This window comes from Granulicella sp. dw_53 (assembly GCF_018449545.1).
In the GTDB taxonomy this organism is placed as follows: domain Bacteria; phylum Acidobacteriota; class Terriglobia; order Terriglobales; family Acidobacteriaceae; genus Edaphobacter.
On sequence record NZ_JAAVUR010000014.1, the window covers coordinates 14,667 to 41,650 of the forward strand.

The window sequence follows — 26,984 nt, forward strand, 5'->3', positions numbered from 1 at the left end:
TCCCTGCTCTGGGCTAAAAGGTGATTTATGCGCCGCAAGATACAACTTCTGCTCCTGCTACTGCTGATCGCCGCGACGACTGAAACCGGCGTGAGAGCTTCGACCGATTGTGAGCGCTGGATGGCGGCTTATAAGGTCCAATTGGCGCAGACGAAGGCGCTGAAACGAATTCAGGCGGCCCATGCGCGAGCGAAGCACCTTGCGCAGACGAAGCTGGCGAACTATGTGAAGAAGCCCGTAGCTCCGCATCCGCATCCAGCGCATTTCGTAAGACCTAGATATACGCGGCAACAGATTCTGGATCGTTTCAATATCGCTTGCGGCGATCTGCCGGCAGTGATCAAGCCGGGCGATCGGTTGGTAGAAGGAAAGGTTTCTCCGGCAGAGTTTCTCTCTGAGATGGAGCCGTATGAGCCGGTAGAGTTGGCTAGCACTGGAGACGGAGGGTTCATTCCTACGGGGGACACGCCTCCTTTTACGTCGGGCTCGGGTAGCGGCGGAGGATCGAATGGTGGATTTCCGGGGACACCGATCTTTGGTGGCGGCGGCGGTGGCGGCGGTGGGAATACGCCTCCCGATATTCCGGTGACGCCGGTTCCGGAGCCAGGTAGCATTGCTTTGGTTTTGACCGGAATTGTTGGCGCTGCTGGTGTGGTTCGACGTAAGTTGCAAGGATAAATTTTGGCGAGGTTCAGGGCTTGGGGATGGATGGTTATGTCCGCTTCAGGCCCTTTGTAGCGGGTAATAGGTGTTTGCGCTGAGATTCATATGTAGTAAAAGCGGTGGTTTAAAAAGGAAACCCACGCAGCGCGGTGGGGGCTGATGCGTGGGTATTCCGGTAAAGCAACGAAGTGGGTGGACTTCGTTATGACTGACTCAACCCGAAGGGAGTCTTGCCACTCACCTAATGTAGCCGGAATAGGGTATGAAGTCAAGGGGGGAACGGGGTGGAAAGTATGGATTCCTTATTCGGGATTTGCGGGTTTTCTTCGGGGTTTATGGGGGATAGGGGTCGCTTAGAGGCGGCAGATTAGGAGTTCGCGCTCGTAGATCATCTCCGGGGGGAGGTGGTCGTGGAGGAGGAGGAAGAGCTCTTCGTGGCCCATGACCTCCACTCGCCAAGCGGCTCGGTCGACCTTCTGGAGGGTTTCGAAGGTCTCGCGGGGGAAGTCGAGGCCTTTCCAGTTGATGTCGTCGAAGTGCGGGGTCCAGCCGATGGGGGTCTCTTTTCCTTGGGCGCGGCCACGGACGCGGTCGACGATCCATTTGAGGACGCGCATGTTTTCGCTGTAGCCGGGCCAGAGGAAGTTGCCGTCTTGGTCCTTGCGGAACCAGTTGACGTGGAAGATACGCGGGGTGGCGGTGAGGGTGCGCTGCATCTTGAGCCAGTGACGGAAGTAGTCTCCCATGTGATAGCCGCAGAAGGGGAGCATGGCCATGGGGTCGCGGCGGACCTTGCCGACGGGTGCTCCGGCTGCAGCGGTGGTCTCTGAGCCCATGGTGGCGCCTGTGTAGACTCCGCCGGACCAGTTGAAAGCCTGGTAGACGAGGGGCATGGTGGTGGGGCGGCGGCCGCCGAAGATGATGGCGGAGATGGGGACGCCTTCGGGGGCTTCCCAGTCGGGGTCGATGGTGGGGCACTGGCTGGCAGGAGCGGTGAAGCGGCCGTTGGGGTGGGCGGCGGGGAGTCCGGTGGCTTTGCCGATCTCGGGGGTCCACTTGTTGCCGCGCCAGTCAAGGCACTCCTCGGGGGGCGTGTCGGTCATGCCCTCCCACCAGACTCCCCCGTCGGGGGTGAGGGCGACGTTGGTGAAGATGGAGTTCGTGGCGAGGGTGGCCATGGCGTTGGGGTTGGTCTTGGCGGAGGTGCCGGGGGCTACGCCGAAGAAGCCAGCCTCGGGGTTGATGGCGCGGAGCTGGCCGGAGGCGTCGGGTTTGATCCAGGCGATGTCGTCGCCGACGGTCCAGACCTTCCAGCCCTCGAATCCAGCAGGAGGGATGAGCATGGCGAAGTTGGTCTTGCCGCAGGCTGAGGGGAAGGCGGCGGCGACGTAGGTCTTCTCGGAGCGGCCGGATTTGTCCTTGGGGGATTCGACGCCGAGGATGAGCATGTGCTCGGCCATCCAGCCCTCGTCGCGGGCGATGTTGGAGGCGATGCGGAGAGCGAAGCACTTCTTGCCCAGGAGGGCGTTGCCGCCGTAACCGGAGCCGTAGGACCAGATCTCGCGGGTCTCGGGGAAGTGGACGATATACTTCTCGTCGTTGCAGGGCCAGGGGACGTCTTTGTCGCCGGGGCCTAGTGGCGCTCCTACGCTGTGGAGGCAGGGGACGACACGCTTCTGGTCTTTGTCGATCTCGTTGAAAACGGGCAGGCCGATGCGGGCCATGATGCGCATGTTGACGACGGCATAGGCGGAGTCGGTGAGCTGTACGCCGATCTGGGACATGGGCGAGCCGATGGGACCCATGGAGTAGGGAAGCACGTACATGGTGCGCCCGCGCATGGAGCCGCGGAAGAGCTGCTTGAGCTTCTTGCGCATGACAAAGGGGTCTTCCCAGTTGTTGGTGGGACCGGCGTTGTCCTTGGAGAGGGAGCAGATGAAGGTGCGGTCCTCGACACGGGCGACGTCGTTGGGGGCGGAACGGGCGTAGAAGCAGCCAGGCCAGAGCTTCTGGTTGAGCTTGGTGAAGGTGCCTGCGGCGACGAGCTGGTCGCAGAGGTAGTCGTACTCGGCCTGGGAGCCGTCGATCCAATGGATGGTGGCCGGCTGACATAGGTCGGCCATCTTCTCCACCCAGCGGATGAGGTGCTTATTGGTGGTGGGTGGGGTGCTGATGGAGACTGTCTTCATGTACGGGAATGTCCTTTGAACTGCTGAGAGACAATCTTTTGCCTTCTGAGCGGACGTGTCAATGCGGAATCGCACAGGTGTTCGATTATAGAACGATGAGGGGTTTTAGCTTGCTCCTGATGAGGTACGCCTCCCTCCTTGTATGCGGAGTCGGATATGCTGGTTCGGCCAGGAGAGAGCGATGATTGGTTGGACCAGAGCGGCGGTGGCGGTGTGGGGAGTTTCGGGTGCTATGGCGATAGCGCAGGGCGATCCGGGGCGGGCGTTCGATAAGGCTACGGCGGCGGTGCGGCCTTCGGGGACGAAGGTAAGGATCGACCTGATTGGGGATTCGACGCAGACGGATAACGCGGGGTATGGGCGAGGGTTCTGCGCGAACCTGACGGTGGCGGTGGACTGCGTGAACATGGCGAAGGGTGGAGCGAGCACGAAGACGTTTCGGGAGCAGGGGTTGTGGGAGCGGAGTCTGGAGACGAAGCCGGACTACGTCGTGATCCAGTTTGGGCATAACGATATGGAGACCAAGGAGCACCTCGACCGCCAAGTGACGATGGCCGAGTATGAGGCGAATCTGCGGCGGTATGTGGAGGAGGCGAGGGCGGCGGGGATCAAGCCGGTGCTGGTGACTCCGCTGTCGCGGAGGTACTTTGAGGCGGATGGAAAGGTGCACTCCGACTTGCTGGCGCATGCGGCGACGATGAAGAAGGTGGCGGGAGAGATGAAGGTTCCGCTGATCGATCTGCAGACGGAGAGCATCGCTTATCTGGATGGGATCGGCGAGGTGAAGGGTGCGGAGTTGGGGATTACGAAGAAAGATGCGGATGGAAAGACGGTTCCGGATAAGACACATTTGAACTGGGCGGGGTCGTATGTGTTCGGGCGGATGGTGGCGGTGGATCTGGGGAAGGCGGTGCCGGAGTTGAAGGGGTATGTGCGTCCGGAGGCTGCGGCGTTGCCGCCTGCTGGGGCGCGGGCGATGGAGATCTTCAAGGGTGGACCGGCGAAGATTGTGCTGGTGGGGGATTCGACGGTGGCGGTGGGTGGCGGCTGGGGGCCGGGCTTTTGTGCGGTGCTAACTCCGCAGGTGATGTGCGTGGATGTTGCGCTGAACGGGCGGAGTTCGAAGAGCTTTATCGATGAGGGTGCGTGGGCGAAGGCTCTGGAGCAGAAGGGGGATTACTACCTGATCCAGTTTGGCCATAACGACCAGAAGCCGGATGCGGCGAGGCATACGGATGCGGATACGACATATGTCGAGACGATGCGGCGATACATACGGGATGTGAAGGCGATAGGTGCGGTGCCGGTGGTGGTGACGTCATTGTCGCGGAGGACGTACAAGGATGGCAAGGTGGTGGAGGACTTGAAGGAGTATTCGGCTGCGGCGCGGAGGGTGGCTGCGGAGGAGTATGTAACGATGATCGATCTTAATGCGATGTCGACGAAGTTGCTGAATGGGATGACGCAGGAAGAGGCGGACGGCTTCGATGCGGAGGTGCATCCAGATGCCAAGGCGGAGGCTGCTGCGGTTGGAAGTGCGGCTCCAAAGCTGGATCGCACCCATTTGAATGAGAAGGGGAAGGCAGTGTTTGGGAGGATAGTGGCGGACCAGTTGGTGAAGACGCAGGTGGAGTTGGGGCCGGATGTGGTGGGAGCGAAGTAAGAAAAATTTCGCTAGAGCTTACGTAGGAAACAAAAGAGATGAAGCCGGTTCATCAATTTCTAGACCGAACTCCGAGCGAATAAACTCTGCACCGAGGAAACGCAGGAATGGGTCGTAGGTTGTGAGGCGAGCCGCTTTGTAGACAATGGCGGTCGAGAGGATTTCTGAGTCCTTAGATTTGAGTCTCTTTTGGTCGGATGGGCAGCCGAACGCAATAGCCTTGGCTAGAATCTCAGGATCGTTTCGCAAATCGAAGCGGTGGCCTAGCTTGCTGGAAAGTAGGCCGACTTCGCGATTGCTATTGAGTAACTGTATGAATGGAAATTGTAGGAACAGCTCAAGAGATGGATGTGCAGCCGAACCATCTGCTAATCGCGTAATTTCGGATAGCGTCGCAGACGCTATCCCCAGAAGGGCGCGACCTTCATCGCATTCCCTCAACTCATAAGTTAGGCCAGCGATCTTATCTTGTTCTCGATTGAAAAGACCCAATATGCAACAGGAATCCCATGTGATTAGAGCAGGCGATTTATTCGCCATCACGGAGACTCCGAATATATTTCACAGAGTCCATACCATCAGGTGTTGGAATTGGTCGCATCATCGTAAGAAATTCGCTAAGTGAAAGTTCTGGTAGCTTTCGGATTGAACGAACCTCGATTACGGAAGGCCAAATCTCATCTTTTTTATAGTGCAATAACCCTGTCACATCGACGAGTTTTTCAAACGTATCTCCGAGATCTGATATCAACCCCTCATCGGCGTAGGCGCAACGTACTTGTTTTTCAGGTGCCAGAGGTATCCGTAAGCGGAACCATCGTTCCTCTGGATTCCAGCTATTAAGCACAGCCAATCGGCCTCGGATCGTCCCTTCTTGGATATATTCATCCGACGGGAGTGCGCCAATAGCCTCTTTTAATCTCTTTTGTGTGCTCACGGTGATTGGTTGCACAGTAGGGTCTTCACCCGCGCTAATGACAACGCTTAGTCCATTTGCAGTAGAAGAAAACTGTTCCATGTCTCGAATCGTCGTCGAGTTGAGATCTTTCGGAGGTATGCCGGTCGTTTCAATCTCTTTCACTATCCGTTTCCAATCTTTCGCTACAGAGTTAGCAATGATTCCCGTTCGTATATCAACTGGAATAACTTCAAGCAATGCAGAGGAACGTTTAAGTTCTGCAATTTCCCAACGCACATGAAGTCCGCTACCTGATGCGAATGAAGAAAGAGATGCAAGCCACTTTGTTGCAGCTTGTAAGAATTGTTCGGCGTCTACAGGGCGGTCAGGATCATCTATAGGCTTGACTACGAGCGTAAGGCCCGCCTTGTGTTCTTCCGAACTGAAGTTTCTAGCCATAACGGTATCCTACCTAATTTATCGTGGACTAGGCTTCAAAAGCAGCACTGACGAGTTGTTGAGCCTCGGTTTGGATTTGCTTGAGGTGGTCGGGGCCGTTGAAGGATTCGGCGTAGATCTTATAGACGTCTTCGGTGCCGGAGGGACGGGCGGCGAACCAGCCGTTTTCGGTGGTGACTTTGAGTCCGCCGATGGGGGCTTTGTTGCCGGGCGCTTCGGTGAGGATGGCGGTAATGGGGTCTCCGGCCAGCTCTTTGGCGGTGACTTGCGTGGGGGATAGTTTGGAGAGCTTGGCCTTTTGTTCTTTGGTGGCGGCGGCGTCGATGCGCTGGTAGGTGGGGTCGCCGTATTTTCTGGTGAGGTCGCGGTAGAGTTCGCCGGGGTCTTTGCCGGTGCGGGCGGTCATCTCGGCGGAAAGGAGACCGGGGATGAGACCGTCCTTGTCGGTGGTCCAGACCTGGCCGTTGGAGCGGAGGAAGGTGGCGCCGGCGGACTCTTCGCCGACGAAGCCGAGGGTGCCGTCGATGAGGCCGTCGACGAACCACTTGAAGCCGACGGGGACTTCGAGCATGGGGCGGTTGAGGCCCTTGGCGACGCGGTCGATGATGCTGGAGGAGACGAGGGTTTTGCCGATGCCGATGCTGGCGTTCCAACCGGGGCGATGGGTGAAGAGGTACTGGATGCAGACGGCGAGATAGTGGTTGGGGTTGAGCAGACCGGTGGTGCGGGTGACGATGCCGTGGCGGTCGTGGTCGGTGTCGGCGGCGAAGGAGACGTCGTAGTGATCCTTGTTGGTGATCATGGAGGCCATAGCGTAGGGGCTGGAGCAGTCCATGCGGATGCGGCCGTCCCAGTCGCAGGTCATGAAGCGGAAGGTGGGGTCGGTGTCGGGGTTGAGGATTTGTAACGGAAGGCGATACTTGTCGACGATGCGGGGCCAGTAGTGGACGCCTGCTCCGCCGAGGGGGTCGACGGCGAAGGTGAGGGAGGTGCCTGCGAGGGCGGCGAAGTCGATGACGCTGGCGAGATCGTTGACGTAGGCGGTGATGTAGTCGTGGCGGCGGGTGGAGGAGGCGGCCAGGGCTTTGCTGTAGGGGATGCGCTTGATGCTGGTGGTAGCTGGGTTGGCGAGGGCCTCGGCGATGAGGTCGTTGGCGCGGTTCTCGATCCACTTGGTGGCGGTGGTGTCGGCTGGGCCGCCGCTGGGTGGGTTGTACTTAAAGCCGCCGTCCTCGGGTGGGTTGTGGGAGGGGGTGATGACGATGCCGTCGGCGAGGTTGAACTTGCGGCCACGGTTGTAGGTGAGGATGGCGTGGGAGAGAGCGGGGGTGGGGGTGTAGGCGAGCTGATCGTCGACCATGACGTCGATGGAGTTGGCGGCGAGGACCTCGAGGGCGGTGGAAAAGGCGGGCTCGGAGAGGGCGTGGGTGTCCTGGGCGAGGAAGAGGGGGCCGGTGATGCTCTCCTCCTTGCGGTAGTCGACGATGGCCTGGGTGATGGCGGCGATGTGGGCGTCGTTGAAGGAACTGCTAAAGGCGCTGCCGCGGTGGCCCGAGGTTCCGAAGGCGACGCGCTGGCCGGGGATGGCGGGGTCGGGGCGGAGGCCGTAGTAGGCGGTGATGAGGCGAGGAATGTTAACGAGAGAGGCTGGGACGGGACGCTGACCGGGGGTATTGACGGGCTGAGAGCTCATGCGGTGTTTTTCCTCGTGCGAAGGGATGCACTCTTTGCAATATATGGGATGCGGGTAACGGTTGGAATAACGCGCCAAGGCGACTTTCATTCCAGTTCGGAGATGGAGCACGAAAAAACTTGTATTCGGGCTTGACTTGCCCTACAAACGAAGGGTTCCCTTTTTGAGTTGCGGTCTCCGAGATGGGTGGCTGCTGCGGCGTGCACTGTTGAGCTTCTAGCGTTGTGAGGATGGATGGGCCTGTTGATGGGACGGCTGCGCCAGGGCGCGTGGTTGTTGATGATGGTGTGGGGTGGAAAGTCGGCGGTTGCGGTGCAGGCGACGCTGGTCGCCGATGCGCATGTGAACCAGGCTCTGCCAGCGGCGAACAGCGGGACGATCTCGAACCTATATGTGGGGAATGGGTATACGGCGCTGCTGAGGTTCGATCTCGGCACGCTGCCGGTGGGAACCACTGCGACGCAGGTGTCGAAGGCGGTGCTGAAGGTCTATTGCAACCGGGTGGATACGGCCGGTCAAGTAAGTGTGCAGCCGGTGATGGGAGATTGGGCGGAGGACAGCGTCACGTATGCGACGCGTCCGTCGCTGGGTAGCGGGCAGGCGGCTTCGGTGACGTCGGCCGGGATTTACCTGGTCGTGGATGTTACGGGCCTTGTGCAGGGATGGATGGCGGATCCTGGGACGAATCATGGTGTGTCGCTGGCGTCGGCGTCGGCGGCCGTTCAGTTCGACAGCAAAGAGAATGACCTGACGGGGCATGCTGCGGAGTTGGAGGTGGATTTGGCGTCCCAGGGGCCGCAAGGGCTGGTTGGACCGCAGGGGCCTTCGGGAGTGGCTGGGCTGCAGGGACCACAGGGTGTGGCGGGGGTTCAAGGGCCGGTAGGTGCTACTGGAGGTGTGGGGCCTAAGGGGGACAAGGGGGATACAGGCGCGGTAGGACCGCAGGGACCGGCAGGGCCTGCCGGTTCGGGGGGAGGGGGCTTAGGGAGCTATCAAGGGGCGTACTCGTCGGTCATGAACTATGTCCGAGGCGATGTGGTGGCGTTTCAAGGGTCGAGCTATACGTCGCTGGTGGATTCAAATCAGGGAAATACTCCTGATGTATCCGCCGGGGACTGGGGATTGCTGGCGCAGGGTGGAACTGGACCTGCCGGGGCGCAGGGAGTGCAAGGGCCAGTGGGGCCGCAAGGTCCGCAAGGAATGTCCGGGCCGGCGGGAGCACAGGGACCGACGGGCGTGGCCGGGCCACAGGGACCGGCGGGTACTACTGGTCCTATGGGCGCTACTGGTCCGGCTGGACCTGCGGGGGCGGCTGGACCGACTGGGGCTGCTGGTACGGCGGGGCTGAGCTATCGGGGGCTGTACGCGTCAAACGTGAACTATGGGCTGAACGATGCGGTGACGTATATGGGCTCGAGTTATATCTCAGTGGCGGCCAGTAATGCCGGGCATACGCCGCCGGCGAGTCCGGAGTTCTGGAGCCTGCTGGCGGCGCAAGGGGCTGCCGGGGATGTGGGTCTGACTGGAGCGACCGGACCTACCGGACCGGCTGGCGCAAACGGTGCCGCGGGCGCTGCCGGTGCGACGGGGGGCACGGGGCCTCCAGGGGTGGTCTATCGAGGAGCTTGGAATGCTGGAACCGAGTACAGGATTGGGGATGCTGTGGTGCTCGATGGGACGACGTATATCGCGGCGGCGACTACCTCGGGGCTTGAGCCGGACATGTTTCCTGCGGCGTGGGGTGTGCTGGCGAAGCGTGGCGATGAGGGCGCCACTGGGCCTGCGGGAGCCGCGGCTACGGTGGCGGTTGGAACGGTGACAACGGCAGCGGCAGGGACGCTGGCTTCAGTTACAAACAGTGGTACGGCCTCGGCGGCGGTGTTGAATTTTACGATTCCGCAAGGCGCTGCGGGAACCAGCGGTGGCGGCGGGGGTGGTGGAAGTGGGGCTTCGATGTTGTCGATGTATCACGCGATCTCGTTCAACTTCAACTTCTATTCGGTGAGTAATACGAATATGAGTGTGAATGAGGATGCTTCAGTGCTGACCTGGGTGCCAACAGCTTGTACCGTTACCTCATTCTCCGTGTTTTCGCAGCAGACGAATACGATTACGGCGACGTTGCGTCATGGAGTGCCGGGGGCCATGACTACCGCGTTGGTATGTGCGCCAGCGCCAGGGTCGAGCTGCACTGCGACGGGGAGCGTTCCGATAACCGCGGGGAGTTTTCTGGACGTGGGCGTGACGGGCGCTAGTGGGACGCCGCTGGGGGTTTGGACTGCTGTTAGTTGTAATTGATTGCAGTGACTGACTAAGGCGACCGCTGGTCTTCGCGGATTAGCACGGATGAATGACATGCTGATTGATGTGGTGTTCGATTGGATTGTGATTCATGTGGGTTCACGGGGTGGACGTTGAAGGATATGCTGGTTGGCAGGCTTGAAGGCGAGGGTCTGGGAGAGACATGAGACGAGTTCTGGTTGGTTTGGGTGTGGTTCTGACGATGGGTTTGAGGGTGGGGGGCGCGCAGGAGTCTGCGTCGGCGAAGATGGCGGATACGGTGATGAAGGCGTGGCCGGCGGGATTGGTCTCGACCGAGAACAATCCGGGCAAGTGGGCGTATGAGGAAGGCGTTCTGCTGGATGGGCTGGCGGCGGAGTGGCATACGACGGCGGATGGACGGGAGTTCAAGTACATCAAGGCGGCGGTGGACAAGTATGTCTCGGCGGATGGGGAGATCAAGGGTTATTCGGTGGAGGCGCACTCGCTGGACAACATCGAGATGGGGCGGGCGGTGATGCTGGTGTATCGGGTGACGCAGCAGGAGAGGTACTACAAGGCGGCAAAGTTTATCCATGAGCAGCTTGCGGTACAGCCGAGGACGGCGAGTGGCGGGTACTGGCATAAGCAGATCTATCCGAACCAGATGTGGCTGGATGGCGCTTATATGGCAGGGCCCTTTCGTGCTGCTTATGCTGCGACGTTTCAGGAGCGAGGCGACTTCGACGATATCGCGAAGGAACTGCTGCTGATGGATGGGAAGATGCGCGATCCGAAGACTGGCCTGCTGAAGCATGGGTGGGACGAGTCGAAGCAGATGGCGTGGGCCGACAAGACGACTGGGTTGTCTCCGGAGCTGTGGGCTCGGGCGATCGGGTGGTATGCGATGGCGCTGGTGGACGTGTTGGACTGGTTTCCGAAGGACCATCCGGAGCGAGCGAAGTTAGTTGCGGCGTTAAACCGGACGGCGGCGGCAATTGTGCAGTATCAGGATAAGCAGACCGGGCTTTGGTGGCAGGTGATGGATAAGGCAGGGAAGGCGGGGAACTATCCGGAGGCTTCGGCGAGCTGCATGTTTGTGTATGCGCTGGCGAAGGGGGCGCGGATGGGCTATCTGCCGATCGCGGATGAGGCTGTTGCGAAGCGTGGATGGGAGGGTGTTCAGAAGAGGTTTGTGACGGCCGATGCGGATGGGGCTGTGACTCTGCATGGGACGGTGAAGGTAGGTGGGTTGGGTGGTTCGCCGTATCGCAGCGGAACGTATGAGTACTACATCGGGGAGAAGATCATCGACCAGGATGCGAAGGGTGTAGGGGCGTATCTCCTGGCAGGATCTGAGATGGAACAGAGCGCGACGGCAGGGATGGCACGGGGCAAGGTAGTGATGGTGGACGCGTGGTTCAACTCGCAGACGCGGAAGAATGCTGCGGGGCAGACGGAGCTATTTCACTACAAGTGGGACGATGACACGAACAACGGATTTGCGTTCTTTGGCAGGGCATTCCAACGGTATGGGGCGGAGTTGGAGGAGGAGACGGTGGCTCCGGGTACAGCAGAGGGGGCTACGCGGCTGAAGAAGGCGCAGGTCTTCATCATGGCTTCTCCGGATATTCCGATCAAGAATCCTAAGCCGAACTACATGGACAAGGCCAGTGGGGATGCAATCGAGGCGTGGGTGAAGGCGGGTGGCGTGCTGCTATTGATGCAGAACGACGGGCCTAATGCGGAGTTCGAGCACTTCAATACGTTGACCGACCGGTTCGGAATCCACTTCAACGCGGTGCTGCGGAACCATGTGGTGAATGATGATTTTCCAGCGGGGACGTTGATGATTCCTGCGGGAACGGGAGTGTTTGCACAGCCACACAAGGCATATCTGAAGGACACCTCGACCATTACGGTATCGGGACCGGCGAAGGCAGTATTGACTGCGACGACGGAGCCGAAGAGCGATGTGATGATGGCTGTTGCCAAGGTAGGGAAGGGCACGGTGTATGCGGTGGTCGATCCGTGGCTCTATAACGAGTATGTGGACCGGCGGAACAATCTGCCCCTGGACTACGACGGGTTTGCGGCGGCGGTGGATCTGGCGGGATGGACTCTGCGGCAGAGCCGTTAGAGCAGAGACTATCGGGTGGGGAAGATCGCCTCGCGGAGCTCTTTGGTGAGCGGGCCGAGGCGATCCTGATCCACGGAGGGATCGGAGCGGAAGAGGAGCTCAAGCTGCATGGCGACCTCCGTTCCGTGGTGGTAACCATACATCCCAAGAGATCCGGCCAATTTGTGAGAGATGCCGAGTCCCTCGTTGCGGTCCTCGCTGGAGAGTGGGGTGGCGGCAGCGCTGGCTGCAATGCGGTCGAGGGTATCGAGGCGCTGGAGGAGGGCAGGGAGGTGGCGTTGCCAGAGCTCGGCGATCAGTGCTGCGGTTTCAGCTGCGGCGTCCGGTGTCATCGGTTGCCATTCTAGACGACAAGTGCGGGTTGGGGAGAGGGGTTGATGGTCCAGTCTGCGGTACTTCGGACCAATAGGGAACTGTGCGAGTTACTAATCCTTCCAGCCCAGGGCCTCGGAGATCTGCTTGGCCAAGGTTAAGGGATCGAAGGGTTTGAAAAGGACGGCGCTGACTCCCAAATTGGCGAAACGGCGCTGATCGACGCCTTGAACTTTGGCGGTGAGGAGCAGCACGGGAATGTTGGAGATGGCTGGATTTCTCTGCATCAGACCAAAAGTCGTGGGGCCGTCGACCTCGGGCATCATCACATCCATCAGGATGGCGTCGGGCTTAATCTTGGCGTTGACCGCAAGGGCCATGCCTTCGGCACCCGAGCTGGCGGTGCTGATCTCCCAACCGGCGACGGCTTCGAGGGCAAGAGCAGCAACCTCTCGAATATCATCTTCGTCGTCAATGATAAGAATTCTTCGCATGAGCGTTGTAATTCTCTCATGCGAAGAAAGTCTGCGGAGTTTACTGAAGAGGGTCGTTTGCCGGAATAGGAGTCTTAGGAGACGGTGGCGAAGTCCGAAAGCTTGTTGGACCGGAGGTTACGAACCATCGAGAGGACGAGGGTTTCGACCTCCTGCGGTTGTACCTTTGCCTTGGTAAGAAACTCGGTGGGTCCGAGGCGGAGCTTGGCCATATCCTGCTCCGAGACCTCTCGTCCGGAGTAGACGACCAGGGGGAGAGTGCTGAGATTGGGCTGGTTGCGGAGCCATTCGACGAGGGAGAAACCGTCTCCGTCGGGGAGGGTGAGATCCAGGATTAGGAGGTCCGGCCGGCGGGTGATGCAGTGCCGGATGGCCTGCTGGCGGGAGGAGGCGTGATCGAGGTAGACGGCGGCGTCCTGAAAGCTGGAGATGATGACGCTGGCGAGGTCTTCGTCGTCTTCGACGAGAAGGACGTGGGCTGGGCCTTCGCCGGAGTGGAGGACGCGGCCGAGTTCTGCAAAGAGGAGACTCTCGTTGAAGGGTTTCTGGACCCAGCCCTGGGCGTCGCCGGTGAGCTGGGGGCGCAGGGCGGAGGAGAGGACGGAGAGGATGACGACCGGGATGTGCGCCGTGGCTGGGGTGTTCCGGAGACGCTGGAGGGTCTCCCAACCGCTGAGGCCGGGCATGTAGAGATCGAGGAGGATCGCTTCGATGTGGCTCTCGGCGGCGTGAACGAGGGCTTCTTCGCCGGATGCGGCCTCGATGACGGTGTATCCCTGACGGGTGAGGTGGTGGTTGACGATAGTGCGGATACCCTCGTCGTCATCGCAGACCAGGATGGCGCCTTGGGTTTGTGCGACGGGGGGAAGCTGCTGCTCGGCCATGATATCGGTGGATCGGACGGTGCGTGGCAGCATCACGTAGAGGGTAGTTCCGGGGCCGAGATTGCGCTGCGCCCAGATGGAACCGCAGTGTTGCTGGACGATGCTGCGGCAGATCGCGAGGCCGAGGCCGGTGCCACCCTTCTGGCGGGCGTCGGAGGGTTCGACCTGCTGGAAGCGGTCGAAGATGGTGTCGAGCTGGTCTGCGGGGATTCCACGGCCTTCGTCGGAGACTTTGAAGAGGATGGAGTCGGCGGTCGCCTCGGTAAAGATGCGGACCGTTGAGGCCGGAGGAGAGAATTTGACGGCGTTGGAGAGGAGGTTGGTGAGGACCTGAAGGATGCGGTCGGCGTCGCCATCGAAGAAGAGGGAGTCGGCGGTCGCGGCCTGAGCCGGAGTGAGGGGGGCGAGCTCGAGGTGGACGGTGTTGGCTTCGGCCATGCCGGTCATGGACTCGATGGCCTGCTGGGCGATCTCGCGAAGAGAGCAGCGGCGGATCTGGAGAGGGGCGCGGCCGGACTCCATGCGTTCGAGGTCGAGGATGTCGTTGATGAGGCGAATCAGGCGGTCTGTGTTGGTGACTGCGATGCGAAGGAGGTTCTGGGCCTTGGCGTCGACGTCACCGATGACGCCGGAGGAGAGGAGCCCGAGCGCTCCGCGGATGCTGGTGAGAGGGGTGCGCAGCTCGTGAGAGACGGTGGAGATGAACTCATCCTTGAGGGTATCGAGCTCAGAGCGTTGGGTGAGCTGGATCTTATTCTGGTGCTGCTCTTCCCGGGCGAAGGTGAGCTGCTGGGCGAGTTCACGGATAGAACGCTGGGCGCGCATGAAGGCGAATAGAAGGACGCCGCAGGTGCTGAGCAAAGAGAGATAGCAGAGGATTGGCAGGATATGCATTTTTGTTGGTGACCTGTGCAGTAACTTTCTTTGCTGAACAATGGTAATTCATGAAATGGTGACCCGCCGGGGAACTTCATGCGGGGAAGTCTTTCCTGAGGCCCCAGCCCGACTTGTTAAAGGCAGCAATGCAAGTGATATCGGCGGCAGGTTCCTTTATTGAAAGCGCAGATGCATGCTGCAGAATTTCCTGGTTACTGCAAAAAAGGATGACAGAAATGGGGTGACAGCGGGAATAACACCTTGGTGGGTTATCAGTAGTGACAATAGCGAAAGAGCAGATTCAGCTAGGGTTAGGCGTAAAAAGGCCGCCTGGTAAGAGGCGGCCTTTTTTGCATGGACTACGAGTTTTAGAGACTAAAGTTGCATTACGCAGAGACGGTCTCTGAGACCTTATCTAGGATCTCCGCCCAGTTCTTGCCGGAACGGGCTGCGGCGGCCTGTTTGTGGAGGGCGTAGCCGGTGATCAGGGGCAGTGCGAGGGTGGCCTCGGAGTAGACCATCTGTTCGTAGGTGAGGTCCACTTTGCCCCAGGAGCTGGCTTCCTTGAGGGTTGAACCGGAGAGAGCGCCGTCGCGGGCGTCCGCCACGGTGATCTGGATGGCGTACTTATGCATGGAGGCTTCGACTCCGAGGATATCGGCGGCTACGACGATGTCCTGGGCGAAGTTCTTGGGGACGCCGCCACCGATCATGAGGAGACCCGTGGTGGGGTTGGCGATTTTGAGCTGGGTGATCTCGTAGAAGTCCTTGGCGGAGTCGATGGAGACGTGGGGCTTACCCTGACGGGCGTGCTGGTGGGCGACGAGACCGAAGCCGGCGGAGCAGTCGGAGAAGGCGGGGCAGAAGATGGGGACGTTCTTCTCGTAGGCGGCGAGGACGATGGAGTCGCGGCCACCATCCTGCGGGGTCTTGCCGTTTTTGGCGAGGTAGGCTCCCATCTCGCGGATGAACTCGCGGGAGGAGTGGGGGCGGGGGGGCAGCGAGTTGGTGATCTGGTGGGTGGTCTCGTCGCAGATGCGGAGCTCTTCTTCGTCGATGAAGGTGTCGTAGATGCGGTCGATCATGAGCTCGCGGAGGTCGGCGTCGCCCGCTCCGTACTTGTACTCGTCGCCGGCGATGTAGTGGTTGAAGCCGAGGGCTTCGAAGAAGTCCTGATCGACGATGTTGGCGCCGGTGGAGACGATGGCGTCGACCATGTTATTGCGGAGGAGGTCGACGAAGATCTTTTGGAGACCTGCGGAGATGAGGGAGCCGGCGAGGCAGAGGATGACGCCGCAGTCGGTATCACGGAGCATCATGTCGTAGATGTTGGCGGCGCGGGCGGTGTCACGCGCGGAGTAGGCCATGTGAGCCATAGCGTCGACCAGAGGGACGACGTTGTGCTGCGTGATATCGAGGTGCTGGATGGGGTGGGCGAGGAGTTCCTTTTTCGTTGGCATGGCTTTACTAGGATAGCAACGTTTGGGCTGGACTGATGCGGGTTTTCGATGAATTTTGGAGGAGGCGCCAGGGAGCGGGCGCGCGGTTCATTGGGAAAGAGTGATACTTTTTGGGGTTTGGGTTGGTAGGCTAACCGGATGGTGGGGTATGAGGTGATTCGACGTGAATGTCAACTTTGCGGAGCGGGCGCATAACCATAACTGGAAGCTGGATCCGATTGTGCGGTCTCTGCTGGATACGGACTTTTACAAGCTGCTGATGTTGCAGTTCATCTGGAAGAACTTTCCAGCGGTGCAGGTGACGAGCGAGGTGGTGAATCGGACCGTCGAGGTGCGGTTGGCAGAGCGCGTCGACGTGGCGGCGCTGATCGACCAGATGGAGCATGTGCGGGGACTGCGTTTTCGACGGTCGGAGATGGTGTGGCTGGCGGGCAATACGTTTTATGCGACGCGCAGCATCTTCGAGCCGGGGTTCCTGGAGTGGCTGGAGAAGGATTTCAAACTGAGCCGTTATGAGGTACTGGAGGACGATGGGCAACTGGTGCTGCGGTTCAGCGGGCTGTGGACCGAGGTGACGATGTGGGAGGTCTATGCGCTGGCGATCGTGAGCGAGTTGAAGACGCGGTCGGCGCTGGGGCAGTTGAGTGAGTTGGAGCTAGATGTCTTGTATGCGAGGGCGAAGACGAGGTTGTGGGACAAGATCGAGCGGCTGCGAAAGGTGGAGGGGCTGCAGCTCTCGGACTTTGGAACGCGGCGGCGGCACAGCTTTTTGTGGCAGGAGTATTGTGTGCAGGCGATGCGGGTGAGCCTGAATCAAAACGGCGACGAGCGGTTTACAGGGACCTCAAATACGGCACTGGCTTACAAGCATGATCTGGAGGCGATTGGTACGAATGCGCATGAGTTGCCGATGGCTTTGGCGGCGATGGCTTCGGAGGGAAGCGATGAACAGTTGCGGGCTTCGCAGTACAAGGTGCTGGAGCTGTGGCAGAGGAGTTATGGCGGGTCGCTACTGATCATGTTGCCTGACACGTTTGGTACGACGCAATTTTTGCAAGGTGCTCCCGACTGGGTGGCGGACTGGACCGGGCAGAGGATCGATAGCAAGGATCCGGTTGTCGCGGGGGATGAGTACATTGGGTGGCTGATGCAGCGCGGACGCGATCCGAGAGGGAAGCGGTTGATCGCTTCGGATGGATTGGATGTGGAGGACATCGTTCGATTACACGAGTACTTTCGGGGGCGTATTCGATTCAGTGCGGGTTGGGGGACTTTGTTGACGAACGATTTTCGTGGCTGTCATCCGCGGGGCGAGGACACGCTGGGGCCGATCAGCCTGGTGTGCAAGTTGATGACGGTAGAGGGGCGGCCGGCGGTCAAGTTGAGCGACAATGCGCGGAAGGCCACGGGGCCAGCGAGCGAGATTGAACGGTATCGGCAAGTGTTTGGGAGTGGAGCGGAGGTCGGTGCGGCGGTGGTGGTTTAAGATCGCGAACGATTCATCGAGTCTGGTTATACTTTCGGGATGATGAGATTTGGTGGTTTGGTTCGACTGGCGGTAGCGGTGACATTAGTGCCGTGCATGATGGCGACGAGTGTGCTGGCGTGGGGACATGACGGGCATTCGATGATCAACAGGCTGGCGGTAACTTATCTGCCTGGCGATGTGCCGGAGTTTTTGCGGTCGAAGGCGGCGCAGGACGCGATGGATTATTACGGACCGCAGCCGGACCAATTCCGTAACGGGGACCCGACGCTCTTCTCGACGATGGTGCCAGAGCATGACATCAATCTGGAAGAAGCCGACCTGGGGGGACCGCTGCCACGGAGGCGGTATGAGTACATGAAGGCTCTGGCGGCTGCGCAGGCGGCGCATCCGAATATGGATTTGAGTGCGCAGAATGCAGGGCTGCTGCCGTATTCAACCTACGAGTATTACGTGAGCCTGTTGAGCGCGATGCGGGACTACCGGCGGGAGCTGGCCGCGAAGCGGGACACGAAGCCTGCGGAGAACGAGATCGTCTTTCTGGCGGGAGAGTTGGGACATTTTGTGGCGGATGGGTCGCAGCCGCTGCACACGACGATCAACTATAACGGGTGGATCGGGGAGAACCCAAACGGATATTCGACGTCGAAGAAACTCCATGGGCTGGTGGAAGGGGATTACGTGCATTTGAACGTGAAGGCGGCAGATGTGGCGCCGCTGGTGGAGCCGACAAAGCCGATGGTGTTGGCGGACCCGTTCGAAGACTTTGTACGGTATCTGCGGCATTCGCACACCTTCGTGGAAGAAACCTACCGGCTGGAGAAGGCGGGCGGGTTCGCGGGCGCGGGAACTCCCGAGGCAAAGACGTTCACCGATGCGCGGCTGGCAGACGGGGCGATCGAACTGCGGAACATGATTTATACGGCGTGGTTGCGGTCTGGGGATCCGGTTCCCCCCTACAAGCCAAATTAAATAAGGCGTGAATAGCGGGTGCGTTAGTCCTTGGGTGCAGGGAGTACGGGGTAGTCGTGGTGCTGGACTCTGAGAAGGAGCCTACCCAGTAACGGCATAAGACTGAACGCCAGGACGGGGATTAACGCAACGGATACGATCGCCCAAACAACGAGAGCGTGACTCTCCCATAGCCATAGCTGACGAATGAGTGCGACCGGGGTTTCGCGAGCGGCATGGAGGAGTTCTTTGGCCGACAAGGGCATCGGCAAGGTGTGGAAGAGACGGCTGCCCAGGCTGATAAACGGAATCACCAGGAGAAGTTGCAGAGGATAGACCAGGTGATTGGTGATCTGCGAAGCGACGATATTGAGCCGGAAGATAAAAGCCAGCAGCAAGCAGAGCACCGTAGTGGACCCAAGGATGGGATTGATGCCGATGAGAACTCCGGCGGAGAGGCTCCAGGCGAGCTTTTCGGGAGAGGTTCCACGACGAAGCAGAGCCAGTACGGGGAGGGCGATTTGACGATAGGCCCAGCCATGTTGCGGGAGTGTTTGATCCAGGGTCACTGCTAGAGGATAGACTGCGAAGAGTAAGTTGCGGTTGGCCAGGTGTAAAAGGTTGTGCCGGGAGGCGGGTTGGCAGGATTTCTAAGGTCGGTGGGACGAAGTCTTCAGTTGGGGGGAATGTTCGTCGTTGCAGGGACGGAGTTGCTGGTGACTCGTCCGGCGACGCGGCAGGCGCGTGCCGATTGGCTGCACCGGTTCTGTGCGAGGGCGATGAAGCGGTTTGGAGTGGAGATTGAGGTAGTGGGCAGGTATCCGGAGGCGGGTGCCGTGATCTCGAACCACCTGGGTTACCTGGATATTGTGGTGTTCGCGGCGCTGCATCCCTGTGTGTTCGTGTCCAAGGCGGAGATCGCCCGGTGGCCGGTGGTGGGCTGGATGACGACGATGTCAGGAACGGTGTATGTGGAGCGGGGACGTGGGGGATCGGCACGGAGGGCGTCGGGTGGGATGCAGACGGCGGCCAAGGCGGGACTGCCGGTGGTGTTCTTTCCGGAGGGTACGACGACCAATGGAGAAGCGATGCTGAAGTTCCACTCCGGCCTTCTGGCGCAGGCGATGGAGGCAGGGCAGCCGGTGACGGCGGCTTATGTGTCGTATGAGCTGGGCGAGGGAAATGAGGCTGGAGTGACGGTCGCCGACGATGTTGCGTATTGGGGCGACACGCCGATGTGGCCGCATGTGTTCCGATTTCTGGCGTTGCGGAACGTACGGGCGGTGGTGCGGTTTGCGGAGGAGCCGATTCGCTTCTCCAGCGATTTGCTTCACCGGAAGCAGGCGGCGGTGGAGGCTTATAACGCCGTTTCCGCACTTGAAAGGGCCAGTTTGGCACAGATGGGGCGGCAGACAGCCCAGGTTTAGATGCACCATTTGTTGTTCAACGAATCTTCACGTTCTATAGACCTGCTGTAAACGATAGCCGCACAAGATCACATCGAACCACACATTCCTGATTACAAGGAGCGTCGATGCTGATTGCCAGCGAGTCGTCCGTTGTGTCTCTAGTGCCCGGAGTTCTCCTTCCGGAGCTGCAACCAAGGCAAGATGTACGGTTGGAGATGGGAGCGTACGTCGCCCGGCTGGCGTTGACGGAGCATGAACGGGCAGAGGTCTATCGGCTGCGGTTCAGGATCTTCAACCTGGAGCTTCATGAAGGATTGATGTCGGCATATGCAGATGGCAAGGATCAAGATCGCTATGACGCGATCTGCGATCACCTGATTGTGGAGGAGCGCACCACGGGGGAGATCGTGGGGACGTACAGGATCCAGATGGGCAATGTAGCCGCAGAGAATTTTGGATATTACAGTGAACAGGAGTTCTGTTTTGGGCCGTACGAGGGGATGCGCAGGCAGATCGTGGAGTTGGGCCGCGCCTGTATCCACCGGGAGCACCGGTCGCCGGAGGTCTTGCACCTGTTGTGGCGTGGAATTGCGCGCTATGCGCTGGTGAACGGCGGACGGTACATGATGGGTTGCTGCTCGCTGACGTCGCAGGATCCGGAGATGGGATATGCGGTGTACAAGTCTCTGGAGCGCTATAGGGTCGAGCCGGAGCTGCGGACTGCGCCGACGGCGGAGTTCGAGATGCCTGAGATGGCGGGTGGAGTAGACGAGATTAAGGTGCCGAAGCTGTTGCGGGCTTATTTGACGATTGGGGCGAAGATCTGCGGAGTTCCGGCGATCGATCGGGAGTTCGGGACGATCGACTTTTTGACATTGTTGGATCTTGAGACGCTGCATCCGCGGGTCGCGGCGCGGTTTCTAGGACGGTAATGCTGCGTTCCATACTGCGCGGAATGAAACTTCTGTGGCTGTTGCTGGCTGCGGCGGTGGGTTTTGCTCTGCGCAGGCCGAAGACCGCTCTGGAGGGCGCGATGCGAATCCATCAGCTCTGCCGCAAGATTGTGGCGATGCTTAGGATCGAGTGTCGCGTGAGTGGAGAGGTGCCACAGGATGGAGCGGTGGTGTCGAACCACCTGAGCTATCTGGATGTGGTGGTGATGAACGCCGTCAGGCCGTTCGTGATGGTGGCGAAGAGTGAGGTGCGTCGTTGGCCACTGCTCGGTGGACTGACGACGCAGGCTGGAACGGTGTACGTGACGCGTGGCGGAGGGCCGACGACGTATCCGGCAGTAAATGCCGCGATGGCCGCAGCCTACCGGAGCGGATTGCCGGCGTTGTTCTTTCCAGAGGGAACGACCACAAATGGCAGTGAGGTGCTGGCGTTTCGACGAGGTTTGTTTCATTCGGTGTTAAACGAGCGTGTCGCCCTGCGGACGGCGGCTTTGCGGTATTCGGTTGAGCATGGCAGCGTGGAAGAGGACATCTGCTGGTGGGGCGAGATGGGATTGGTACCGCATCTGTTACGTTTTTTGCAGCTCCGGGATGTTCAGGTGGAGTTGCAGTTCGGGACGGAGGTGCGAGATCGTGAGGATCGCTTTGTACTGGCCGTGGCAGCCAGGGAGCAGGTGTTGGAGATGTATGAGGGGTCAGCGCGTGAGGCGGAGCTGGTGGAGGCGCTGTAGGACCTGCTCGATGGACCAGTCGAGAGAGTCGGTGCCTTCGACGGTCATGGTGGCTCGGGTCTGCGAGGGCAGGACGTAGAGGTCGGCCATGGGCTTAGCGGTGGCTTCGAACTGGGCGCGGACGCTCTCTTCGGTGCGGCCACGCTCACGCATGTCGCGATAGATGCGGCGGTTGAGGCAGACCTCGTTGGGGGCGTTGACGTAGATGCTGAAGTCGTAGAGTGGAACGAGCTCAGAGTAGTGGAGGGCGAGAATGCCTTCGACGATGACGACGGCGGTTGGGGTGACGGTCTCGGAGCGGTTGGGCACGCGGGAGTGGGTGGAGAAGTCGTAGACGGGGCGTTGAACGGGATGGCCGGCTGCGAGCGCTCGGACGTGCTCAAGGATGAGTTCACTCTCGAGGGAGTCAGGGTGATCGAAGTTCTGTTTTTCGCGGGCGTCGTGAGGGAGCCGGGAGAGGTCGCGATAGTAGAGATCGAGAGGGAAGAGCGTGGCGTCGAGCTGGGTGGTGAGCTCGCGGGCCAGGGTGGTCTTACCGGAGCCGGAGCAGCCGGCGATGGCGATGACGAGAGGCTGACGTTTGGGAGTTGGAGGCTGCATGGTCGGTCGCCAGCTCTTAGCTGTTTGCTCCAAGCTGAGGGATGAGTGCGGTGAGGAGGGAGGTGAACTGGCGCTCCACGCGGCGGCCTATCTCCATGACCTCTTCGTGGTGGATGGCCTCTCCGGTGACTCCGGCGGCCATGTTGGTGACGAGGGAGAGGCCGAGGATCTGGAGGCCCATGTGGCGGGCGACGATGACCTCGTGGACAGTAGACATACCGACGAGGTCGGCTCCGAGGATGCGGAAGGCGCGGATCTCAGCGGGGGTCTCAAAGGACGGCCCCAGGACGGCGAGGTAGACGCCCTCCGTCAAAGTGAAGCCCTGCCTTTGCGCCTCCGCGACAGCGAGTGCCCGGAGAGCGGGAGAGTAGGCGGTGGTCATGTCGAAGAATCGCTCTCCGGAGCCGGGACTGAGGGCGAAGCGGGGTTCGTTGGGGCCGAGGGCGGCGTTGGTGCCGGTCAGGTTGATGTGGTCGGAGATGGCGACGAGTGAGCCCTGGGGGATGTCGGCGCGGATGCCGCCGGCGGCGTTGGTGACGATGAGGGTTTTGCAACCGAGCAGCCCGAGGACGCGGGTGGGAAAGCTGACCTGAGAGATGGAGTAGCCTTCGTAGGCGTGGACGCGTCCCTGCATAACTGCGACGGGGACTCCGGCGATGGTGCCGAGGACGAGCTGCCCGGAGTGGCCGCTGACGGTGGAGATGGGAAAGTTCGGGATGTTGGCGTAGGGGATGGCGATGGGGTTCTCGACCTGGGAGGCGAAGTTGCCGAGACCGGAGCCAAGGATGATGCCGAGGGTAGGTTGGGTCGTGGTCTGGCTTCGAATGAATTCGACTGCGGATTGGGCTTGGGAGAAGAGATCGCTCATGTGGGTTTCGTATTTCAGGTTACAGGGAAAAGGGAGCTTCGTCGGATGAAGCGAGGTGGCTCGGCCACGGGGAGAATGGCCTATGTAAGAAATACTTGCACATTGCAAGTTTGATTTGCTAGTTTGTTCGGCGTGGCGAAGCGAGCTCCAGGGAAGCGGCGGTCGGGATGTCCGGTGAGCCTTTCGCTGGACATGTTTGGAGATCGCTGGTCTTTGCTGATCATTCGCGACATGATGGTGCGGTCGAATAAGACGTTCAAGGAGTTTCTGGCTTCGGGAGAGGGGATCGCGACGAATATTCTGGCGGACCGTCTGCGGCGGCTGAAAGCTGCCGGGATTCTTATGGCGGAGGTCGAAGCGACTGATGGCAGGAAGGTGAATTACCGATTGACGGAGAAGGGGATCGATCTCGCTCCGGTGCTGTTGGACCTTCTGCTTTGGGGCGCGAAACATGAAGACTCTGGAGCACCTTGCGCTGTGATGGCAGAGATGGCGAAGAACCGGGATTGGGTGTTGGCGGAGACGCGAAGGCGATGGGAGGAGCGGGATCCGACTCCGATTCTGCCGAAGTTTGGGCCAGGTTAGATGGAGTGAGCAGGAACGTTGTAAGGAGGAGGTCGCGTATGACTGTCCTGAACGCTGGCGAAACGACGACGAGGACGAATTCGACAGAGGATGTATCGAAGGCGCAGATGTGGACGGGACGCGGCATCAGCGCGGTGATCGTTCTTCTTCTGCTGATGGATGCAGTGGCGAAGTTCTGGAAGCCACTCCCTGTGCTGGAGGCCTGCGCGAAGCTGGCGCTGCCGGCGGAGATTATCACTCCGATTGGGGTGGTACTGCTGGTGTGCACTTTGTTGTACGCAATTCCCAGAACGATGGTGGTCGGGGCGATTCTACTGACGGGGTATCTGGGGGGTGCGATCTTGACGCATCTGCGCCTGGGCGATCCACTTTGGAGTCAGACACTCTTTCCGGTCTATCTGGGAGTACTGATCTGGCTGGGCCTATATCTGCGGGATAGAAGGGTACGGCGGTTGCTTTTTGCTTGATGGTTGCATCTCGCGTCGCGGGATGCTGGAGTCACAAGACTTATACAAAGAGGAGAGATTCTATGTGTAGAGTTCGAGTGCTGGTTGGAACACGCAAAGGCGCATTTGTACTGACCTCGGATGGGAAGAGGGAGAAGTGGGAGGTGAGCGGGCCGCACTTTGCCGGGTGGGAGATGTATCACTTGAAGGGATCGCCGGTGGATCCGAACCGGATCTACGCGTCGCAGACCAGCGGATGGTTTGGGCAGGTGATGCAGCGGTCGGATGACGGTGGAAAGACGTGGGAGCCAGTAGGGAACAACTTCGCCTACGACGGTGTGCCGGGCACGCATCAGTGGTACGACGGAACGGCGCATCCGTGGGAGTTCAAACGGGTGTGGCATCTGGAGCCTTCACTGACGGACGTGGATACGGTGTATGCAGGGGTAGAAGACGCGGCGCTTTTTAGGTCGACAGATGGTGGGAAGAGTTGGGGTGAGATCTCCGGTCTGCGCAAACACGGCTCCGGACCGCACTGGCAGCCGGGTGCCGGAGGGATGTGTCTTCATACGATCATGCTGGATCCTACGGATGCGCAGAGAATGTTCATTGCAATCTCGTCGGCGGGGGCGTTTCGAACCGACGATGGCGGAGAGACGTGGAAGGCTATCAACAGGGGGCTGCGATCGCAGCACATTCCCGATCCGGCGGCGGAGGTAGGGCACTGCGTCCACCACATTGCAATGCACCCGGAGCGGCCGGGGGTACTGTTCATGCAAAAGCACTGGGATGTCATGCGGAGCGATGATGCAGGAGATAACTGGCATGAGGTGAGCGGCAATCTGCCGACCGACTTCGGATTCTGCATCGATGTGCATGCCCACGAGCCCGAGACGATCTACGTGGTGCCGATCAAGAGCGATGGAGAGCACTTTCCATTGGACGGCAAGCTGCGCGTGTACAGGAGCCGTTCAGGAGGCAATGAGTGGGAGCCACTGACGAAGGGATTGCCGCAGAAGGACTGTTACGTGAATGTGCTGCGGGATGCGATGGCGGTGGACTCCCTGGATCAGTGTGGAGTCTACTTCGGCACGACAGGTGGGCAGGTGTATTGTTCGCCGAACGCGGGTGAGAGCTGGGCTCCGATTGTTCGAGATCTGCCGGCTGTATTGTCTGTCGAGGTGCAGACGTTGCCGGCATGATACGGGTGGAGTTGCCGGGGCATCTGCGGACGTTGGCCGGAGTGTCGGGTGAGGTGACGCTGGAGGTTGAGGGGCAGACGACCGTGCGCACTGTACTGGATGCGTTGGAGGAGCGGCATCCGATGCTGCGCGGAACCATCCGGGACCAGAGGACGGGGGAACGTCGTGCATTCCTGCGATTCTTTGCCTGTGAGGAGGATTTGTCGCACGAGGGACTGGATGTAGTGTTGCCAGAGGCAGTAGCGGCAGGGCGGGAGCCGTTGTTGGTGATTGGGGCGGTCGCTGGCGGGCAGTGGGTCTGACGGCTCCCCTTCCCGGCACAATGGGGAAGAGGATGGGACTCAGTTGGGTGGCGGGGAGAGTTTGTAAAAAAACTTTGCTGACGACCTAACCGGTGGGTGGATTGGTTGTCTAATCGGGCGAATGGACAAGGTTGAGACAGATGCGATTCGGCGAGTGCTGACTGGAGACAGGGACGCATATCGCGTACTGATGGAGCGTTACTTCCATTCGGTGCATCGTATCGCCTTTCGAATCACCGGGAACCAGGAAGACGCGGAGGAGGCGGCGCAGGAGGCCTTTCTGCGTGCCTACAACAAGCTGGCTAGCTTCCGGCAGGACTCGACCTTTTCGACTTGGATTACGCGGATCGCTATGAATACCTCCTTCAATCTCGTGGAACGGCGCAGCCGGGACCTTAGCCAGCATGGACCGCGAATCGCGGAGGAGGCCTCGAAGGCGGAGGGGACGATCCAGTTTGCGGATGAGAAGGCAGGGCCGGAGCGATTGTTGCTGGACCAAGAGGCGATTACGTTGCGGCACGCTGCTCTGGACTCGTTGACGCCGATGGAGCGGACGGCGTTTACGCTGCGCCATATGGAAGAGCTGCCGATCGCAGAGATTGCGGTTGCATTGAATGTCACGAGTAACTCGGCCAAGCAGGCGGTCTTTCGCGCGGTTGGCAAGCTGCGCCAATGTCTTGCGCCGGTAACAGGAGGTCAGGTATGAAGCACTTTTCGGAAGAGGATTTAATCGCATATCAGCTGCATGAGGGGGCGAATGAGGGTGAGATCCGGCGGCACCTGGAGGAGTGCGTGGTGTGTGCCGCCATGTCGGATGCGATCGCGGAGACGTTGCGTGTGTTCTCCGCGGAGCCGGTGCCGGCTCCAGATGTGGAGCGCAATTGGCAGTGGCTGCGTGGGAATCTGACGGTGCTGGAGGCTGCTCCGCGGAGGCGCTTCGGTCTTCTGCGTGCTGGCTGGGTGTGGGGCTCTGCGGGACTGGTCGCAGCGGCTTTGCTGGTCGTGGTGGCTCTGTTCGGAGTACATGTCCGGAGACAAGTTGTGCCGAAGCCGAACTACGCGATCAATGGCCGTGGACCGTTGACGACGCGGCCGGCCGATCCGGCGATTGCAAATCATCTGGATGCGGCGGAGAGATTGTTGACAGAGGTAAACCACGCCTCCGGGCCGCTGGACAATACGATGCGCAGCCAGGCACACAACCTGCTGCTGAAGAATGCCGTGTATGTCCATACGGCACACGAGCAGGGCGATGTAGCCGAGGCTGCGGTGCTCGATAACCTGGGGCGCGTCCTGACGACGATCGACCACACCTCGGATGGTGAGAGCGAGCACAGAACGCTGCAGCTACGAGTCGAGATGAATACAGATGGATTGCTACTGGATCTTCGTATTCTGCGGCAGAACGGACAGGTGGGGCAATGAACTTCTATCGAACCAATACGGCGGCACAATCGGGGC

At 60.0% G+C, this 26,984-nt stretch carries 26 protein-coding genes; 15 read left to right on the forward strand and 11 right to left on the reverse strand.

Annotated elements, in window-relative coordinates:
- Positions 1-27: 27 nt before the first annotated feature.
- On the forward strand, positions 28-678 hold the full coding sequence (locus HB393_RS19155) for a PEP-CTERM sorting domain-containing protein (protein ID WP_213806810.1): 651 nt from the start codon (positions 28-30) through the stop codon (positions 676-678).
- Positions 679-1,016: 338 nt separating this feature from the next.
- Here the strand turns inward: HB393_RS19155 and HB393_RS19160 are convergent, their stop codons facing one another.
- On the reverse strand, positions 1,017-2,852 hold the full coding sequence (locus HB393_RS19160; RefSeq protein ID WP_213806811.1) for a phosphoenolpyruvate carboxykinase (GTP): 1,836 nt from the start codon (positions 2,850-2,852) through the stop codon (positions 1,017-1,019).
- A gap of 181 nt (positions 2,853-3,033) precedes the next feature.
- Here HB393_RS19160 and HB393_RS19165 point away from each other — a divergent pair, with 181 nt between their 5' ends.
- Entirely contained in the window at positions 3,034-4,515 is a 1,482-nt protein-coding gene (locus tag HB393_RS19165) for a rhamnogalacturonan acetylesterase (RefSeq protein ID WP_213806812.1), read from the forward strand.
- Positions 4,516-4,533: 18 nt separating this feature from the next.
- Here HB393_RS19165 and HB393_RS19170 read toward each other — a convergent pair whose 3' ends face one another.
- Genes HB393_RS19170 through pgm form a run of 3 tightly spaced genes read right to left on the reverse strand, consistent with a single transcriptional unit; the run spans position 4,534 to position 7,565 of the window.
- The gene (locus tag HB393_RS19170; protein ID WP_213806813.1) at positions 4,534-5,055 is read right to left on the reverse strand and encodes a hypothetical protein; all 522 of its coding nucleotides are present in this window, start codon (positions 5,053-5,055) and stop codon (positions 4,534-4,536) included.
- On the reverse strand, positions 5,045-5,872 hold the full coding sequence (locus HB393_RS19175) for a hypothetical protein (RefSeq protein WP_213806814.1): 828 nt from the start codon (positions 5,870-5,872) through the stop codon (positions 5,045-5,047). Before HB393_RS19175 ends, HB393_RS19170 begins: the two co-directional genes overlap by 11 nt.
- Before the next feature lie 28 nt (positions 5,873-5,900).
- Entirely contained in the window at positions 5,901-7,565 is a 1,665-nt protein-coding gene (gene pgm / locus HB393_RS19180) for a phosphoglucomutase (alpha-D-glucose-1,6-bisphosphate-dependent) (protein ID WP_213806815.1), read from the reverse strand.
- A gap of 234 nt (positions 7,566-7,799) precedes the next feature.
- Between pgm and HB393_RS25555 the strand changes: the two genes are divergently transcribed.
- Both HB393_RS25555 and HB393_RS19190 read left to right on the forward strand, forming a co-directional pair.
- Positions 7,800-9,863, forward strand: a complete 2,064-nt coding sequence (locus HB393_RS25555) for a DNRLRE domain-containing protein (RefSeq protein ID WP_213806816.1) — start codon at positions 7,800-7,802, stop codon at positions 9,861-9,863.
- Positions 9,864-10,029: 166 nt separating this feature from the next.
- On the forward strand, positions 10,030-11,964 hold the full coding sequence (locus tag HB393_RS19190; protein ID WP_213806817.1) for a glycoside hydrolase family 88 protein: 1,935 nt from the start codon (positions 10,030-10,032) through the stop codon (positions 11,962-11,964).
- 8 nt (positions 11,965-11,972) lie between these two features.
- Here the strand turns inward: HB393_RS19190 and HB393_RS19195 are convergent, their stop codons facing one another.
- The 4 genes from HB393_RS19195 to HB393_RS19210 all read right to left on the reverse strand — a co-directional run bounded on the left by HB393_RS19195 (position 11,973) and on the right by HB393_RS19210 (position 15,990).
- The gene (locus tag HB393_RS19195; protein WP_213806818.1) at positions 11,973-12,296 is read right to left on the reverse strand and encodes an Hpt domain-containing protein; all 324 of its coding nucleotides are present in this window, start codon (positions 12,294-12,296) and stop codon (positions 11,973-11,975) included.
- A 93-nt stretch (positions 12,297-12,389) separates the two neighbouring features.
- Positions 12,390-12,770, reverse strand: coding sequence for a response regulator (locus tag HB393_RS19200; protein WP_213806819.1), 381 nt, complete (start codon positions 12,768-12,770; stop codon positions 12,390-12,392).
- Between the two features lie 74 nt (positions 12,771-12,844).
- The gene (locus HB393_RS19205) at positions 12,845-14,548 is read right to left on the reverse strand and encodes a response regulator (RefSeq protein ID WP_213806820.1); all 1,704 of its coding nucleotides are present in this window, start codon (positions 14,546-14,548) and stop codon (positions 12,845-12,847) included.
- Between the two features lie 368 nt (positions 14,549-14,916).
- A complete protein-coding gene (locus HB393_RS19210; RefSeq protein WP_213806821.1) occupies positions 14,917-15,990 on the reverse strand; it encodes a deoxyhypusine synthase in 1,074 nt (357 codons plus the stop codon).
- Between the two features lie 163 nt (positions 15,991-16,153).
- Between HB393_RS19210 and HB393_RS19215 the strand changes: the two genes are divergently transcribed.
- Positions 16,154-17,476 carry a nicotinate phosphoribosyltransferase gene (locus tag HB393_RS19215; RefSeq protein ID WP_213806822.1) on the forward strand — a complete coding sequence of 441 codons (1,323 nt, stop codon included), beginning with the start codon at positions 16,154-16,156 and terminating at the stop codon, positions 17,474-17,476.
- Positions 17,477-17,515: 39 nt separating this feature from the next.
- On the forward strand, positions 17,516-18,448 hold the full coding sequence (locus HB393_RS19220) for a nuclease (protein WP_255551373.1): 933 nt from the start codon (positions 17,516-17,518) through the stop codon (positions 18,446-18,448).
- Between the two features lie 23 nt (positions 18,449-18,471).
- Here the strand turns inward: HB393_RS19220 and HB393_RS19225 are convergent, their stop codons facing one another.
- Positions 18,472-18,996: a DUF2062 domain-containing protein gene (locus tag HB393_RS19225; RefSeq protein WP_345945312.1), complete on the reverse strand. Its 525-nt coding sequence runs from the start codon at positions 18,994-18,996 to the stop codon at positions 18,472-18,474.
- Positions 18,997-19,086: 90 nt separating this feature from the next.
- Here HB393_RS19225 and HB393_RS19230 point away from each other — a divergent pair, with 90 nt between their 5' ends.
- The 3 genes from HB393_RS19230 to HB393_RS19240 all read left to right on the forward strand — a co-directional run bounded on the left by HB393_RS19230 (position 19,087) and on the right by HB393_RS19240 (position 21,520).
- On the forward strand, positions 19,087-19,854 hold the full coding sequence (locus HB393_RS19230; protein ID WP_345945313.1) for a lysophospholipid acyltransferase family protein: 768 nt from the start codon (positions 19,087-19,089) through the stop codon (positions 19,852-19,854).
- Between the two features lie 107 nt (positions 19,855-19,961).
- Complete coding sequence (locus tag HB393_RS19235; protein ID WP_213806823.1) at positions 19,962-20,768, forward strand: GNAT family N-acyltransferase; 807 nt, start codon at positions 19,962-19,964, stop codon at positions 20,766-20,768.
- Positions 20,768-21,520, forward strand: a complete 753-nt coding sequence (locus HB393_RS19240; protein WP_213806824.1) for a 1-acyl-sn-glycerol-3-phosphate acyltransferase — start codon at positions 20,768-20,770, stop codon at positions 21,518-21,520. Before HB393_RS19235 ends, HB393_RS19240 begins: the two co-directional genes overlap by 1 nt.
- Here the strand turns inward: HB393_RS19240 and udk are convergent.
- Together udk and HB393_RS19250 are read right to left on the reverse strand one after the other, a co-directional pair.
- The gene (gene udk / locus HB393_RS19245; RefSeq protein WP_213806825.1) at positions 21,485-22,120 is read right to left on the reverse strand and encodes a uridine kinase; all 636 of its coding nucleotides are present in this window, start codon (positions 22,118-22,120) and stop codon (positions 21,485-21,487) included. The two genes, HB393_RS19240 and udk, sit on opposite strands and share 36 nt — an antisense overlap.
- 16 nt (positions 22,121-22,136) lie before the next feature.
- Entirely contained in the window at positions 22,137-22,988 is an 852-nt protein-coding gene (locus HB393_RS19250; RefSeq protein WP_213806826.1) for a purine-nucleoside phosphorylase, read from the reverse strand.
- Positions 22,989-23,162: 174 nt separating this feature from the next.
- Between HB393_RS19250 and HB393_RS19255 the strand changes: the two genes are divergently transcribed.
- From HB393_RS19255 to HB393_RS19280, 6 genes are all read left to right on the forward strand, one after another.
- Complete coding sequence (locus HB393_RS19255; protein WP_345945315.1) at positions 23,163-23,573, forward strand: helix-turn-helix domain-containing protein; 411 nt, start codon at positions 23,163-23,165, stop codon at positions 23,571-23,573.
- Positions 23,574-23,611: 38 nt separating this feature from the next.
- Complete coding sequence (locus HB393_RS19260; protein ID WP_213806828.1) at positions 23,612-24,040, forward strand: DoxX family protein; 429 nt, start codon at positions 23,612-23,614, stop codon at positions 24,038-24,040.
- 62 nt (positions 24,041-24,102) lie between these two features.
- The gene (locus HB393_RS19265; protein WP_213806829.1) at positions 24,103-25,221 is read left to right on the forward strand and encodes a sialidase family protein; all 1,119 of its coding nucleotides are present in this window, start codon (positions 24,103-24,105) and stop codon (positions 25,219-25,221) included.
- Positions 25,218-25,523, forward strand: coding sequence for a MoaD/ThiS family protein (locus HB393_RS19270; protein WP_213806830.1), 306 nt, complete (start codon positions 25,218-25,220; stop codon positions 25,521-25,523). Before HB393_RS19265 ends, HB393_RS19270 begins: the two co-directional genes overlap by 4 nt.
- A 121-nt stretch (positions 25,524-25,644) precedes the next feature.
- Complete coding sequence (locus HB393_RS19275; protein WP_213806831.1) at positions 25,645-26,229, forward strand: sigma-70 family RNA polymerase sigma factor; 585 nt, start codon at positions 25,645-25,647, stop codon at positions 26,227-26,229.
- Positions 26,226-26,948 (forward strand): hypothetical protein, encoded by a 723-nt coding sequence (locus tag HB393_RS19280; protein ID WP_213806832.1) that lies wholly within the window; start codon positions 26,226-26,228, stop codon positions 26,946-26,948. The genes HB393_RS19275 and HB393_RS19280 overlap by 4 nt, the downstream gene beginning before the upstream one ends.
- Positions 26,949-26,984 lie beyond the last annotated feature (36 nt).